The 13,521-nt window shown below is 60.3% G+C and carries 15 protein-coding genes; 7 read left to right on the forward strand and 8 right to left on the reverse strand.

The features are described from left to right. Window positions 1-22: 22 nt before the first annotated feature. Window positions 23-544 (forward strand): molybdopterin-guanine dinucleotide biosynthesis protein B, encoded by a 522-nt coding sequence (mobB, locus tag LAP85_14010; GenBank protein ID MBZ5497512.1) that lies wholly within the window; start codon window positions 23-25, stop codon window positions 542-544. Between the two features lie 35 nt (window positions 545-579). Here mobB and LAP85_14015 read toward each other — a convergent pair whose 3' ends face one another. After that, on the reverse strand, window positions 580-1,176 hold the full coding sequence (locus LAP85_14015; GenBank protein ID MBZ5497513.1) for a hypothetical protein: 597 nt from the start codon (window positions 1,174-1,176) through the stop codon (window positions 580-582). A gap of 105 nt (window positions 1,177-1,281) precedes the next feature. Next, complete coding sequence (locus LAP85_14020; protein ID MBZ5497514.1) at window positions 1,282-2,274, reverse strand: hypothetical protein; 993 nt, start codon at window positions 2,272-2,274, stop codon at window positions 1,282-1,284. A gap of 291 nt (window positions 2,275-2,565) precedes the next feature. On the opposite strand from LAP85_14020, the gene alr reads away from it, so the two are divergent. After that, window positions 2,566-3,759 (forward strand): alanine racemase, encoded by a 1,194-nt coding sequence (gene alr / locus LAP85_14025; protein MBZ5497515.1) that lies wholly within the window; start codon window positions 2,566-2,568, stop codon window positions 3,757-3,759. A gap of 385 nt (window positions 3,760-4,144) precedes the next feature. Further along, window positions 4,145-5,635, forward strand: a complete 1,491-nt coding sequence (locus tag LAP85_14030; protein ID MBZ5497516.1) for a glycosyltransferase family 39 protein — start codon at window positions 4,145-4,147, stop codon at window positions 5,633-5,635. A gap of 115 nt (window positions 5,636-5,750) precedes the next feature. Here LAP85_14030 and LAP85_14035 read toward each other — a convergent pair whose 3' ends face one another. Next, complete coding sequence (locus LAP85_14035; protein ID MBZ5497517.1) at window positions 5,751-6,929, reverse strand: WG repeat-containing protein; 1,179 nt, start codon at window positions 6,927-6,929, stop codon at window positions 5,751-5,753. A 180-nt stretch (window positions 6,930-7,109) separates the two neighbouring features. On the opposite strand from LAP85_14035, the gene LAP85_14040 reads away from it, so the two are divergent. The 4 genes from LAP85_14040 to LAP85_14055 all read left to right on the forward strand — a co-directional run bounded on the left by LAP85_14040 (window position 7,110) and on the right by LAP85_14055 (window position 9,118). After that, window positions 7,110-7,316, forward strand: coding sequence for a helix-turn-helix transcriptional regulator (locus LAP85_14040; GenBank protein ID MBZ5497518.1), 207 nt, complete (start codon window positions 7,110-7,112; stop codon window positions 7,314-7,316). Then, complete coding sequence (locus tag LAP85_14045) at window positions 7,313-7,750, forward strand: hypothetical protein (GenBank protein MBZ5497519.1); 438 nt, start codon at window positions 7,313-7,315, stop codon at window positions 7,748-7,750. The genes LAP85_14040 and LAP85_14045 overlap by 4 nt, the downstream gene beginning before the upstream one ends. 212 nt (window positions 7,751-7,962) lie before the next feature. After that, complete coding sequence (locus LAP85_14050; GenBank protein ID MBZ5497520.1) at window positions 7,963-8,274, forward strand: VOC family protein; 312 nt, start codon at window positions 7,963-7,965, stop codon at window positions 8,272-8,274. 79 nt (window positions 8,275-8,353) lie between these two features. Then, the gene (locus LAP85_14055) at window positions 8,354-9,118 is read left to right on the forward strand and encodes a DUF1080 domain-containing protein (GenBank protein MBZ5497521.1); all 765 of its coding nucleotides are present in this window, start codon (window positions 8,354-8,356) and stop codon (window positions 9,116-9,118) included. 98 nt (window positions 9,119-9,216) lie between these two features. Here LAP85_14055 and LAP85_14060 read toward each other — a convergent pair whose 3' ends face one another. The 5 genes from LAP85_14060 to coxB all read right to left on the reverse strand — a co-directional run bounded on the left by LAP85_14060 (window position 9,217) and on the right by coxB (window position 13,517). Next, a complete protein-coding gene (locus LAP85_14060) occupies window positions 9,217-9,390 on the reverse strand; it encodes a hypothetical protein (GenBank protein ID MBZ5497522.1) in 174 nt (57 codons plus the stop codon). 5 nt (window positions 9,391-9,395) lie between these two features. Further along, window positions 9,396-9,623 (reverse strand): MoaD/ThiS family protein, encoded by a 228-nt coding sequence (locus tag LAP85_14065; protein ID MBZ5497523.1) that lies wholly within the window; start codon window positions 9,621-9,623, stop codon window positions 9,396-9,398. After that, on the reverse strand, window positions 9,620-11,458 hold the full coding sequence (locus tag LAP85_14070) for an aldehyde ferredoxin oxidoreductase family protein (protein MBZ5497524.1): 1,839 nt from the start codon (window positions 11,456-11,458) through the stop codon (window positions 9,620-9,622). Before LAP85_14070 ends, LAP85_14065 begins: the two co-directional genes overlap by 4 nt. Before the next feature lie 149 nt (window positions 11,459-11,607). Further along, window positions 11,608-12,486: a protoheme IX farnesyltransferase gene (locus LAP85_14075; protein MBZ5497525.1), complete on the reverse strand. Its 879-nt coding sequence runs from the start codon at window positions 12,484-12,486 to the stop codon at window positions 11,608-11,610. 80 nt (window positions 12,487-12,566) lie between these two features. Beyond that, entirely contained in the window at window positions 12,567-13,517 is a 951-nt protein-coding gene (coxB, locus tag LAP85_14080; protein ID MBZ5497526.1) for a cytochrome c oxidase subunit II, read from the reverse strand. Window positions 13,518-13,521: the final 4 nt, after the last annotated feature.

The following is a 13,521-nucleotide window of genomic DNA, read 5'->3' on the forward strand; positions in this document are numbered from 1 at the left end:
ATAACTGCGCCCGGGCGCCATCATGAAAATCATTGCCTTCGTCGGGCATTCCGAAAGCGGCAAGTCACGGCTGATTGCCCGGCTCGTACCTGAATTGAAAAAGCGCGGCCTGACCGTGGCAGTAGTCAAGCACTGCAGCCACGGATTCGATCTCGGCAGTCCGGAAAAGGATTCGTCGAAGTTCCTGATGGCCGGAGCGGACGGAGTGGCCTTGGCGGCACCCGGGAGGACGGCGGTCCTGCGGAAAGGGGGGCGCGAAAGCGATCTGGTGGCTTTAGCTCGCGCACATTTCCGCGCGATCAACATTGTCCTGGTCGAGGGAGGCAAGAGCGACGCCAGGCTTCGCAAGATCGAGGTGCTCCGGAGAAGCTTGTCCGGGGGTATCCAGACGTCGCCGGGAGAGTTAGACGCCGTGGTCGCCGACTATGCTGCGGTCGCCGATTTGCCCCTCTTTCGTCCAGGCGAGGTGAAACGGATTGCCGATTGGCTGGTTGCATTTTACGATCTCAAAGCCAGGGGTGGCCGAATCTCCGGCGGGACATAAAGAGCTTCAACAAGATTTGCTGAGGGCAATCACGCTCAGGGCAGTGAATCGGCCACTCCTGATCCGCGCGGGACGCGCATGCGCGCCCAATCGATTTGCCACCGGCCTCTCAAAATGCGCCGCCAGATCAGGGGCCGCAGCGGAGTTCCGCGGCAGTGGTGATAAAGCACTGCGGCGCGCTGATAGAACCCTCTGGTGTGGGGAGTGCCGGTAAAACCGAACCGCAGCATGTCCAGGTGGTGGCAGAACTCGTGGCAGAGTGTGCTCAAGAAAGTGCCGAACGAGGTCACCCGGCGCTGTACTGCGGTCCGCATCCAGACCCTGATCAGCGCCGTCCTGGGATCGTAATCGCCAAAGAGCTCGGTCGCACCGGTCTCATAGACCCGCAACGGCCGGGCGGCGAGAACGCGCACATCCGGCTGAGCGACTCCGTAGAACCTCGCGGCTTCGGACAGCAACGCCGTGCAGGCAGCCCGGACAGGACGGGTCGAGCCGGAGGCCAACGTGGCCTCGACCTCGAGCGCAAGCGCATGGAACCGGCCGTCGCCGGGAACTGCGAGCGCGATCATGGCGTCGCTGCTCTCATATTCGACGCGTCGCTTGCTGCTTCTCGGTACGGGATCGGTAATCATGGCGCGTTCTGAAACCATTCAGACGACGAAACACATAAGTAGCAATCAAGACGCACCTCCCAGTGATTTCCGTTGCGCCCTGGCGCGCTTCGCGAACCGCTCCTGCTATCTCCGGTAGGTCATCCTGGCGTAGGTGAGGCCGATGGCGTCCAGGTACTCTCCCGACCGGCCCGCGAACCCCAGAGCCTGGTTCCCGGCCGGGACGTCGATACGGTAATCCCTGCTTACGCCACGCCCTCCGAAGACCTCGGATGTTCGCTTGTTGGTGATTATGCGCAGCGAGTCGACGTTGTCACCGCAACGGCCCGCTATGCCGATAATGTACTCGTCGCGGTCGAGACGAAAGATGCGCTCGTTGCCCCCCGACCCGCCATGCCGCGGGCCCTCGACCAAGCGGCCATCAAGCGTAAGGTAGATCAGTTGAACAGCATCGATCTGATCGCCCCCCCGCACGCGCACCTCGGCGATCCGCGCCCCTTCCGGAGCCTCCTGGTCCGAAAATGGATTGCCACCCCGACCGCCGGCCAGCTGCGTCTGGGCAAAGCGCGCCGGCGCCACCTGAGTGGGCGACAATATGGCACGGCGGCGTGGAACCGGAGTATAGATCAATCCGATGGCATCCATAAGGTCCCCCGCCCGGCCTGCAAAACCCACGGCCTGATACCCGGCCGGGACGTCGATGCGGTAATCCCGGTTTCCGCCACGCCCCCCGAAAAGCGCCGACGTGCGCTTGTTGCTATGTATGCGCAATGAGTCCACTTGGTCGCCGCAGCGACCGGAAAGGCCAATGATGTATTCATCCGGGTCGAGGCGAAAGGTGTTGAGTCCGCCGCCCGAGCCGCCGTGTCGCGGGCCCTGCACGCTGCGCCCGTCGGCGAGGGCGTACATCATCTGTACCGAATCAATCTTATCGCCGGACCTGATCCTGACCTCGATGACGCGCGCTCCGGCAGGAGGCTGGAAATCCGAAAACTCATCTCCTCCCCGCCCGCCGACAATGTCGGTCGCCGAAAGCTGCTGGGCGTTTCCCGGCATGCCTGCGCATAACAGCAGTGTCAATGCAGCAACGATCACCCCATACAACGATGCTCGACGCATGGCGTCCCCCTTTTCCCTGGTTTAAGAAGAATTATAAGAGATCCCATACGATTGGAGCGAGGCAAAAGCGCGCCACTCCAGGCAAACGCGTGCCCATCCGATATATGGTGCGTCCTCCGGCATCCCCATGTCTGGCACGGTAAGAACGGCAATGAATCCTCCATTCTTCCGGTCGCTTCACATATGCGATGACGGAGTGCCCGGCTGCGAACGACGGGCGACGCTGAATTCTGAGGGGATCACCCCTTGTTTATCGTAGAATGCTCGAAAAATAACGAATCGAGGCAAGCGATGATCCCTTCACGCAGAACCTTCTTTAAGACCGCGCTCGGCATGGGCGTCCTGAGCAGAGGAACCCGCGCATATGCAGCATCTGTGCCCAGGGATTCCTCTTTCGACCCGTGGGTGGAAATCGATACGCCAAACTTCCGGCACAATGTGGCGGAGATCACCCGGCGGGTTTCGGGAAGACCAATCCTGGCCGTCATCAAGAATAACGGCTATGGAACCGGTGTCGTAAATGTGGCCCGGGCTCTCGAGCCGGAGAGGGCGATCGCAGGCTTTGCAGTGGTCAAGCTGCACGAAGCCCATGCCTTGCGCGACGCGGGCATTCAAAAGCCGATCCTGCTCATGGGCCCTTGCGACGAAGGGGAGCTGCAAGACGCCGTTGTCCGGAAGATCCGGCCCATGGTCTATACCGCCCTCGGGCCGGCGCTGGACAGGGTATCGCGCAGGATTCGGGGCACAGTTCCCCTCCATATTTGCGTGGACACCGGGATTGGCCGCGTTGGGATTCCTTACAGGCAAGCGCCTGGTCTCATCGCGGATCTGGCCGGCCGTAAATCAGTGCAGGTCGAGGGAATGATGATGACCTTCACAGAGGACCCCGAATTCGATGTGGAACAGCTGAAGCGATTCCTGTCACTCGGGGGCGCGCTCGAGGGCAAGGGGCTCCAGCTCGGGAAAAAGCATGCCGCCTCGAGCTTCGGCCTGTTCCAACACGCCGATGCGTTTCTCGACATGGTTCGGCCCGGCATGGCTCTGTTCGGCATTTACTCCGAAAAGGAATTCCGCTCCCTCGGCTTGATGGCGCTGCGGCCGGCCTTGCGCCTCAAGGCGCGAGTCCTCTACGTCAAGCAGCTGTCCAAAGGGGAAAGTGCCGGATACAACCGCGCGTACCGGGCCGAGCACGACGTCTGGGTCGCGACACTGCCGGTCGGACATGCGGACGGCCTGCCTCGCGCCGCCGCAAAGGGCGCGCGCGTGCGCATCGGGGAGGTGCTCTACCCCATCATCGCATCGATCTCCGCCAGCCACTGCATCGTGGAGATCGGCTCAGAGCCGCGTGTGCACAACGGCGATATCGCCACTTTTTTTGATGCGCACGAAGGCTCCCGGCCGGAGGACTTCGCGGCGTCTTGCGATAGCTCGGTCTACGATCTGACGATGCACCTGAGCGCGTTGCTTCCCCGGCGCATGCTTTGAGCGAATCGCCGTGGAGTCAGCAGCCACGGAGCACTCGAGGAGTATTTCATGTGTTTCATGTGTTTCGTGGTTCCCTGATCTCCCGGGCTCGTACCCGGGAGTGAGATAAGTCTGATAACATATCCCGCCGATAGGCGCTGCATGGTCACCGTGGCTTACAGGCGCGCTGCTGCAGACGGCATTCACCTCGGTGCCCTTCTTCCTCGCCGGTGGATTAAAGATTGGGTATGATTTGTTGATTTACCGCAGTTTCCGTGCGCTGAAACCGCCTGAAGAAACATAGTCCACGCATCAGTTCTCTGACGCGCGCGAGGGCCGGACCGCTTCAGACAGCGGATTCGAAAGGGCATTCTCAATGAAAGAATCCCGGGCACGACGAGATGTCATGTTCGCAGACCTTGGAATCCTCGTAGCTCTGGCATTGACAAAACTGATCCTGCACACACTTACCAACGCCAACTATGGATTCCACCGGGACGAATTAGCCACGATTGACGATGCGCACTACCTGGCCTGGGGTTACGTGGCCTATCCACCCCTGACTCCATTCGTGGCTCGCATCGCGTTTGCGATGTTTGGTCCGTCACTCGCGGGTCTGCGGTTCTTCGCAGCGCTTTCCCAGAGCATCGCGATGGTGACAGCCGGACTGATGGCGCGCGAACTGGGAGGACGCCGCCATGCGCAAGTCGTGACCGCGGTCGCGGTGGCGATTGCGCCCATCTCCCTTGCCGCCAGTACTCTGTTCCAATACGTTGCGTTCGACTACCTGTGGTGGGTATTGACCGCCTACTTCGCGGTCCGGCTGGTGAAGTCCGAGAATCCGCGCTGGTGGATTCCTATGGGGGCCGTGATCGGTCTCGGCATGATGACCAAGTACACGATCGCCTTTTACGTCGCAGCGATCGTAGCAGGACTGCTGCTCACCCGGGCGCGCCGGTTCCTCGCCGGTCCCTGGCTCTGGGCCGGCGTCGCTCTCTCCCTCTTGATTTTCCTTCCCAACCTGCTCTGGCAGCTCCAGCATGATTTCATCTCACTCGAATTTCTGCGCAGCATCCACGAACGCGACATACGGATTGGCCGCACCGGAGGCTTCCTGCTCGATCAGTTCAGGTTGGCGGCCAACCCGTTCACCGTCCCGCTCTGGCTTGCGGGACTTTACTTCTATTTTCGTGCGGCCGCCGGCAAGGCCTATCGCATGCTCGGCTGGATGGCCGTGGTGCCCGTGATCCTGTTCTTTGCCGCGCAAGGACGCGGTTATTACGCCGGGCCGGTCTACCCGATTCTCCTTGCCGGAGGGACGGTCTGTTGGCAGGAGTGGATCGCCGCGCTCCCGCCCGGCTGGGGGCGCCTGCTGGTGCGGATCAACTGGGGCATGCTCGCCATCGGCGGCGCGCTGATCCTGGCGTTGGGTCCTTTCTCGCCGGTCAACTCTCCCCTGTGGAACGTGGCAAGCAAGATCAACACGGACCTGAATGAGGAGATCGGCTGGCCCGAGCTGGTCCGGACCGTTGCGGGTATCTATGATGCCCTGCCTGCAGCAGAGAAAACGCGCACAGGCATCCTGGCGGGCAACTATGGCGAGGCCGGTGCCATCAACCTTTACGGCCCATCCTACGGCCTCCCTCGAGCAATCAGCGGGATCAACTCTTACTGGCTGCGCGGCTATGGCGATCCTGCACCCGCGACCCTGATCGTGATCGGCTATGACCGGAGTAGCGCCGAGCGCCTGTTTGAGGGATGCACCTTGGCCGGACAGGTCACAAACGCCTACGGCGTCAGGAACGAAGAGACCACGCGCCACCCCGACATCTGGCTGTGCAAGGGACCGCGACTGTCCTGGCCCGAACTGTGGAAGCGACTCCAGCATTTCGGCTAAGCCCACCGGGAATATATTACGCACGACATAGGAAAGGCGGGGACGTTTCATGCGTCCCCACTTCTCCTCACATCCCAAGCAACCGCCGGCGGGTGAAACCTGTCGACAGCGCGTTTCAGTTCAGCGGACTCAGGCGCTCGTACCATGTCCTGGAAACGGTCAGCGATGCCAGACCCTCCGAGAAATACGACGCATCTGCGATGCCGGTCTGAGAGTTGAACACATATCGGCCGCCGCTGTCGATATAGCCGTAGCCCATCCTGCCGGCTGCGTCCCTGGCGCCGACCAGCGCCAGGCCCTCACTGAAATCGCGCGCCTCGTCGAACTTCGGAGCGATCGCCCACTCGCCGGATTTGTCGATATAGCCCCATTTGGCGCCGGAGCGTACCGCGGCCAGCCCCTGCGAAAAACGCCTCGACTGCTGGAATCGGGGATCGATGGCCAGGAAGCCCTTCCTGTCAATGAATCCCCACCCGCTTACAGCATCAGAACCCGAAACCGCTTGCCCATTGGAGGTTGGGCCGGGTGAGGTGGCGATGATCTGAACGGCGGCCAGACCGTCGGCAAACATGACGGCGTCCTCGAACCGGGGCTGGATGACGAAGATGCCGGATCTATCGATGTATCCCCACTTGTCGCCATCGGGTTCCCTTACCTTTACGGCTGCCAGGCCATCGCTGAAGGAGCCGGCAAGCTCGAACCGCGCAGGAATTGCGAACCGGCCCGTTCTGTCAACGTAGCCCCATCTTGCGGCTCCTGCCTCCCCCACTGCTACCGCTGCCAGCCCTTCATGGAACGGATCGGCCGACTCAAACTGCGGCCGGATCACAAACTTTCCGCTGACGTCTACGTAACCGAACTTGCCGGCCTGCGACACGGCCGCCAACTCATCGGAAAAGTCTGATCCCCGCTCGAACTGCGGTGAAATGCCGAATTCGCCCTTGTGATCGATGAAGCCAGCTTTGCCGTGGTGCACGACCAGGCTGAGACCGTCATGAAAGGAACCGGCTTCGGCGAAAGTCGGCGGGACAATCACGACACCACGTTTGTCGACATAGCCCCACTTGCCGCCTCTCTTTACCGGCGCCAGACCTTCAGCGAAGGCGGAAGTCGCCTCGTAATCGAGCGTTAACACCCGTTTGCCGTCTTTGTTGACGAACACGACCTTGGTCGGGGAACGCGTGGCAATCGCAAACAGCCAGAACCCCAGCAGGGTTGCCAAAATGACCAGGTGCGTTATCCGTATGGCTTTCGGCTTCCGGTCAATCACTCCCAGGCTCAATCCTCCGTTCATGATGTCACCTCCTGTTATCAATAGCAGTTAAAATATTCAATTTGCAATCTAACAACATCAATATGACATATATATCTTTCATCTGTCAAGCAAGAAATGCAATTTATAATTGACACAAAGCAAAACATATTTGCTTCACATGCCGGCATCGGTTATCATGAGGGGCAAACGAAAACGGCTATGGCAACCAACATCCGCATGAAAGTGGCTCGCGTCGAGAAGGGCTGGACCCAACAGGAACTGGCCGACAGAGTCGAAGCGACACGTCAGACGATCGGGCTCATCGAAAAGGGAGAGTACAACCCGACCCTGAAACTGTGCATACGGATCGCGAGGGCTCTGGATCGGACCTTGGACCGGCTGTTCTGGGAGGAGGAGACCCAATGAAGCAATCCGGCGTGCAAGTCGACGAGCGCAGCGCCTCGATTTTTCGCAGGGTGTGCACTCGGATGTACCTGGCGACGATTGTGGTGCTTTGGCTGGATGTCCTTTACCGGCAGCTCTGGTTGCACCAGCCGGTTACGGACTTTATGGACCTAGCCCTGATCGTCATCGCCAACGTGGTGCTTCCGATTGGCGCAATTCTCTACTTTGGCGGCGTCACGATCCCCAGATTCCGTGCCTCGCTGGTAGCCTTCTTTTACGTGGTCTGCGTGGTCGCGGGCACGGCGTTCCGGATGCTGAAGGATCCCTCGGCTCCTCGCGGTGCAACTCTTGGAAAACTCCTGATCGTGGCTTCCGTTTCGGCCATACTGATCCTGTTGTACCTGCTGGCGGCGTATGCGGGCACCAGAAAACTGGACAAGGAAATAGAAGACTGACTGAGACGCGGGAGATCGAGCGTTCTTCCCCCACGCGGGAGCTTTCGCGTCACGCTTCTCGAGACGAATATGGCGGGTGGGGATCGATTCCCGACAACGCGCTGGTCCGCGATCGTCGCTGTGCGCAGTGAGGATCGTTCACAGCGGCTGCAGGCCGCCGAGTGGATCGCCACCTTCTATTGGAAACCGATTTATAAATATAACCGAATCAAATGGCGCAGAAGCTTCAAAAATTCTACGGCAAGTTGTTCGAATGGGAAATCAACGCCGACAATCCAATGGGCTATGGTCTGGTAAAGGCCGCTGGACCGGGAAGCATCGGTGGCGGCATCGGACCAACAAGCGAGGGCACCCCCGGACACGTGACCTTCTTCGTCCAGGTGCCGGACCTGGCAGCTTGCCTGAAAAAGGCCGAGAGCCTCGGCGGCAAAATACTCGTTCCCATCACCGAGATTCCCAACATTGTGACGTTCGCCCTCTTTCAGGATCCCGAGGGCAACGCCATCGGTCTGGTGAAGGGTTGATGCAAAAGGAGGAACCGTGAAGAGGATATGGATACCGGCGGTGGTTGCGTGTTTTCTTGGCATCGCAGCCACGAGCTTCATGCGGACGGCGGCACAGAATGAACAAAAGAAGGAAGTGATCCAGTACGTCGATACTGAAACCGGGAGGTGGATGGTGCATGACGAAAACCGCCCCGCGCCGCCGGTGATCACTCCGGGAACTTCCGGCACCCAGGAAACACCAGGGGCGGCCCCCTCCGATGCGATCGTGCTCTTCGACGGCAAGGACCTCTCGAACTGGACGGACATCAAGGGCGGGCCGTCGAGGTGGATCCTCCGTGACGGATACATGGAATCGGTCAAGGGCGCAGGATACATCAGGACCAGGCAGCAGTTCGGCTCCTGCCAGCTTCACGTCGAGTTCGCCACGCCGTCTGTGGTCGTCGGAAACGGCCAGGGTCGAGGCAACAGCGGCGTCTTTCTCCAGGGGATGTATGAAATCCAGGTCCTCGACTCGTACGAGAACAAGACCTACCCGGACGGCCAATGCGGGGCGTTGTACGGCCAGGCCGTCCCGTTGGTCAATGCATCACGCAAGCCGGGACAATGGCAAACGTACGACGTCGTCTATCATCGGCCGATTTTCGACTCCGACGGCAAGGTTGCCAGAAAGACGATATTCACCGTCTTCCATAACGGCATCCTGATCCAGGATCACGTCGAACTCCAGGGCGGCACCAACTGGATCAGCGCTCATGCGGTCACCGGGTATGTTCCGCACGGCGACAAGGGTCCCCTGATGCTGCAGGACCACGACAATCCCGTTCGTTTCCGGAATATCTGGATTCGCGAACTGAAAGACTGAGAGGCGCACCGCTGGTTTACCACGTTCCACAAAATCACCTGCGAGGTGGTGTCCGTGGACACCGACGCCAATACCATAATCTAGCCGTGGTCAGACGGTCACTTTTTGTTCCGGCTCTGATTGTTGCGCGGGTGCGCATTCTCCCAGGCCTTCTGCTTGGCCTGCCTGTCGGCCTGCTCACTCGGCGTCGGCGGCCGAACCGGCGGGGCGGGCCTCACCAGAGGCTGCGGCGGTTCCTGCCGGGACCTTTCGACACCCGGCCCGGATCTCATCGGAATTACCCTCCGGAATAAATAGGAGATATGGCGATCCGGTCGCCTTCGGTCAGGAGTTCCTGCGGGGCCACCGCTTTGCCGTTGCGGGTCACGATCTTCGGCCGTTGTTTCGAAATGGCGATCAGATCGAGAAGCGCCTCAGCCGTCGTGGCCGCCGGCACGTCGACGTCTTTTTCGCTGAAACCGGCCTCGTAGATCAGGGGGCCGATCAGCTTGACCTTGATCTTCATGTCAATCTCGCAAATTTCTCCGCTGCCGCAGCTTCTGCCTTGAGGCCGAGTTTCTTCAGGGTGGCCTTGCTCGGAATCCCCCGGTTGTCGTATCCGCGCTGGTCGTAATAATGCTGGAGCAGGCCGTCGTACTTGTCGACCTCGAGGATCCTGCCGGCAATAGGACCTTCCTTGTCGGCGTTCGTGGGGTCGAACCAGACGGCCGGCGGGTAGTCCGCCTTGCGGGTTGTGTTCGGGAACTCCCGGAGATAGTTCAGCTTGATCAGGCCGTAAATCCGGTCGGCCGTGTCCCACATATCGTCGAGCGTCCAGTTGAGGCTGGTGATGGTGTTGAAGTACTTGGGATAGTTGTCCAGCGACCAGCCCAGCTCGATCCAGGGGAAGCGGCAGGCGACGAGGAACTCGAACATGCCGCCGCGAATGCGCTGGAGTTCGATGACCTTGGCCGCTTTCTCGGGGCCATAGGAATCCCGGCTCGTGTGCTTGATCTCAAAGGTGATGATCCAGGCCTCCCGGTGGTGGGCTCCGATGGGGGAAACACCATATGCCAGCGCCTGGCCGGGGATGAACTTGCAATTGTAGGCCGCCACTTCAAGCCCCTTGACCTGCATGGCATAGGCTTCCGAGTTGTGCCCGAACTCCCGGGCCATGCGCAGCGACCCGTCGGCGAGGAGGTTCCCGACTTTCCCCTCCCGGTGGGCGGCCATCCGGAGCAGGTGCTTGGCCCGTTCGGCATCGCCGAACTTGAAGTCGCCGCTGGTCGCGCCGTGATCGATGGCATCGGCGTAGAAGCTGAGCACGCAGCCGGTCGACATCGTGTCCAGGCCGTACTCGTCGCATAAATAGTTCAAACATCCGACCTGAGCCAGGTCGAAAATCTCGAGGTTGGCACCGAGCAGGCCGATGTTCTCGTAATCGAGTTCGGACTCATGACCTTCGCTGTCATGGATGGTGATCCCGCAGCGCATGGTGCAATTGGGGCATCCGTAGGTGGTAACGCGGGCGTTGTTGAGCCGCTCGCCGTCGATCTGCCAGGAATCTGGATGCTGGGTCTTGCGGAAGTTCCGCACCGGAAGGCCGGCCACTTCGTTGCAGAATTGCAGGACGCCGGTCGTGCTCTGCTTGGACCAGCCGGTTTCCTGATCGATCTTGTGGACTTTTTTCAAATCACCGGTTCCCAGTGCCTTCATGGCCGCTGGATCCGCCTGCGGAATCGGCCGGCTGCCTTTGACGACGATCGCTTTGAGGAGTTTCGAGCCCATGACCGCGCCCATGCCCGGCCTGCCTCCCGCGCGTCCTTCCAGACTGCGAATCACGGCATAACGGTTGAGGTTTTCACCTCCCTGTCCGATGTTCAACACACCTACGCCGACACCGTACCTGGCGTAAATCCAGTCGTTGGTCGCGTAGGTGCCCTGCCCCCAGACGGCATCGGCCGGCAGGAACTCGACTTTGTCGTCCTCGACATAGATCATGGTCGGCCGATCGGCCTTGCCTTCGATGATCATGGCATCGTAGCCGGCTTTCCGGAGCTGCTCGGACACGCGTGTGCCCAGGTTGCCGTCGCCGTAGAAGCCGGTCAGCGGCGACTTGGCGGCCACGACACATTTGCCCGTGTTGGGCGCGGGTATGCCGGCGATGGGCCCGAGGGCGACGATGAGTTTGTTGCCGGGGCCGAACGGATCGGTCCCGGGCAGAACCTCATCGTAAAGGATCTTGGTGGCGAAACCGCGCCCACCCACCCATTTGTGCGCAAACTCCTCGCTGAACGGCTCCTTCTTAAATGTTTTCGTGGAAAGATCGATCCTGAGAATATTGCCGGTCCAACCGTACATGATGATGCCTCCTGAAGAACTGCTGTTCGGGATATGACTGCGGCCTATTGCATAGCATAGGCACCATTTTTAGTCAATCAACGCCGGGTGCGCAGGCACGCAACCGGTGGTTGAAAACTGCCAGGGAATTGTCTGATGAGAGAAAGAGTTCAAAGGACGGTGTCTGCCACCAGGAGCGCCATGACCAACAGGGCATAGAGGTTTATCGCGCGGAATACCGGCAGGAGAGGCGTGGTCCCGGCGCCGCGCCGCACCAGTCTCGAGGCTTCCCAGGCGAGCCAGAAGCCGCAGGCAATGAGGCCCAGGCTCACCCAGGGAGAAAAAACGAGAAGATAGACCGGCAGCAACATGCTCGAGGCGGAGGTGGCGAGCATCCAGATGAAGGTCAGGCTGGCAAGCTGCCTCTTGCTGAAAACTCTCGTGAGCGCCGGCAGACCAGCCCGCTGGTAATCCTCGCCGAACTTGAAAAGCAGGAGCCAGAAGTGAGGCACCTGCCAGATAAAAAAGAAGAAGGCGAGAGCGAGGACGTGCGGATCCAAAGGCCTCCCGCCGCCGGCGGTCCAGCCGATGACCGGGGGGAGTGCCCCGATCAAGGCGCCGGGGACCACGGCAAACGCCGAGACTCTCTTCAGATAGGTATAGATCCCGTTGTACCAGGCGACGGCAAACAGTCCGATGAGCGCGGCGCCGGGATTGTGCACGAGCCACAGAAGCAGGAAGCCGCCGATATCCAGGAGTGCGGCAATCGCAAATCCCGTCTCTGGTCTGATGGTGCCGGCGGGAATGGGCCGGCGGCGCGTTCGTTGCATGCGCGCATCGAGGTCGCGGTCCTGGAACTGGTTCATGGCGCAAGCGCCCATCGCCAGGAGGAGAACACCCAGCGAGGCCGTGAGAATGCCCGGATTCAAGTCCCTGCGATAGACCATGTAGCCGGTTGCCGCAGAAAGCGTCGAAAGCATGGCAATCGGAAATTTGGTGAGCTCGGCGAGCACCTTCCACCGCAAAGACGTCAGGACGCCAGGACGCAAAAAATCACCGGCGACTCGGCGTCCCGGTGTCCCGGCGGTCGCTGTGCAAGGCTGATAGTGAACTGAGCCGTGCCCCGACATCATTTCAGACTCTTGATAAGCTCAATGACCTGATTCAGTTCCGCTTCCTTCAGCGGGACGGAAGGCATCACGGGAGGGTATCCCTTCACGACGTCCGCGCCTGGGGCCCGGATCGCATTCGCGAGGCGAGACTCGTCCACGGTGACTTCGCGTTCGCGGCCATCCGAATTTTTGACGGTTTCCTTTTGCCCATACAGGCCCATGAAGGTGGGCCCGACCATAACCCTGCCGTCGAGCGAGTGGCAGGACAGGCAGGATTTCTCCGTGAGGACCGCCAAAGCCGGATTGCCGGGCCGCGCGGCCGTGGCCGCCACCTTCGTCTGGCCCGGAAGCGGGGCGTCTTCATCCCCGAAGTACCAGGCTTCGAATTCGGCCACCGGCACTACCACCGCCTTCGACAGCATGTTCGCGTGGTTGACCCCGCAAATCACCGTGCACTCGATGTCGAAGGTCCCCAGTCGCGTCGGAATGAACCAGGTGTAGTTCTGTTTCCCCGGGACGACATCCTCCTTGATGCGGAAGGCGGGAATGTAGAAGCCGTGAATCACGTCCAGGGAGCGAAGTTCCGCCTTCACGGGCTTGTTGAGAGCCAGAAACAGCTGTGTCGTCTGTTTTCCGTTCGGGTAGGTGAACGAATAAGCCCACTGGCGGGCCGTGACAGTAATGACCATGGCGTCGCGGGGCACGCTGCGCTCGTAATCGAAGTTAGTCCAGCCGAAATAAAACATGGCCAGGAACAGGATGGTCGGCGTGGCAGTCCACACGATCTCAAGCCGGGTGTTCCCCTCGATGTCTACCCCCTTCGGGTGCCTCTTCTTGCTGTATTTGATGACGAAGTACACCATGAGGGAAGTAATGAAGATCAGAAAAGCCACGCACAGCGCGGTGATGGCGAGGAAGACCGCATCTACTCTACCCGCGGCGCTCGACGCTTGCTGGAAGAATGGCATGGCA

It is taken from the genome of Terriglobia bacterium, from assembly GCA_020072565.1.
Taxonomy (GTDB): Bacteria; Acidobacteriota; UBA6911; order UBA6911; family UBA6911; genus JAFNAG01.

Bases quoted from the DNA above. Each gene is read 5' to 3' on its own strand.
- LAP85_14055 (MBZ5497521.1), top strand. From the start codon at position 8,354: ATGCGGACGGCGGCACAGAATGAACAAAAGAAGGAAGTGATCCAGTAC.
- LAP85_14040 (MBZ5497518.1), top strand. From the start codon at position 7,110: ATGGCAACCAACATCCGCATGAAAGTGGCTCGCGTCGAGAAGGGCTGG.
- mobB (MBZ5497512.1), top strand. From the start codon at position 23: ATGAAAATCATTGCCTTCGTCGGGCATTCCGAAAGCGGCAAGTCACGG.
- LAP85_14050 (MBZ5497520.1), top strand. From the start codon at position 7,963: ATGGCGCAGAAGCTTCAAAAATTCTACGGCAAGTTGTTCGAATGGGAA.
- LAP85_14045 (MBZ5497519.1), top strand. From the start codon at position 7,313: ATGAAGCAATCCGGCGTGCAAGTCGACGAGCGCAGCGCCTCGATTTTT.
- coxB (MBZ5497526.1), bottom strand. From the start codon at position 13,517: ATGCCATTCTTCCAGCAAGCGTCGAGCGCCGCGGGTAGAGTAGATGCG.
- LAP85_14020 (MBZ5497514.1), bottom strand. From the start codon at position 2,274: ATGCGTCGAGCATCGTTGTATGGGGTGATCGTTGCTGCATTGACACTG.
- LAP85_14015 (MBZ5497513.1), bottom strand. From the start codon at position 1,176: ATGATTACCGATCCCGTACCGAGAAGCAGCAAGCGACGCGTCGAATAT.
- LAP85_14070 (MBZ5497524.1), bottom strand. From the start codon at position 11,458: ATGTACGGTTGGACCGGCAATATTCTCAGGATCGATCTTTCCACGAAA.
- LAP85_14060 (MBZ5497522.1), bottom strand. From the start codon at position 9,390: ATGAGATCCGGGCCGGGTGTCGAAAGGTCCCGGCAGGAACCGCCGCAG.
- LAP85_14035 (MBZ5497517.1), bottom strand. From the start codon at position 6,929: ATGAACGGAGGATTGAGCCTGGGAGTGATTGACCGGAAGCCGAAAGCC.
- alr (MBZ5497515.1), top strand. From the start codon at position 2,566: ATGATCCCTTCACGCAGAACCTTCTTTAAGACCGCGCTCGGCATGGGC.
- LAP85_14065 (MBZ5497523.1), bottom strand. From the start codon at position 9,623: ATGAAGATCAAGGTCAAGCTGATCGGCCCCCTGATCTACGAGGCCGGT.
- LAP85_14030 (MBZ5497516.1), top strand. From the start codon at position 4,145: ATGTTCGCAGACCTTGGAATCCTCGTAGCTCTGGCATTGACAAAACTG.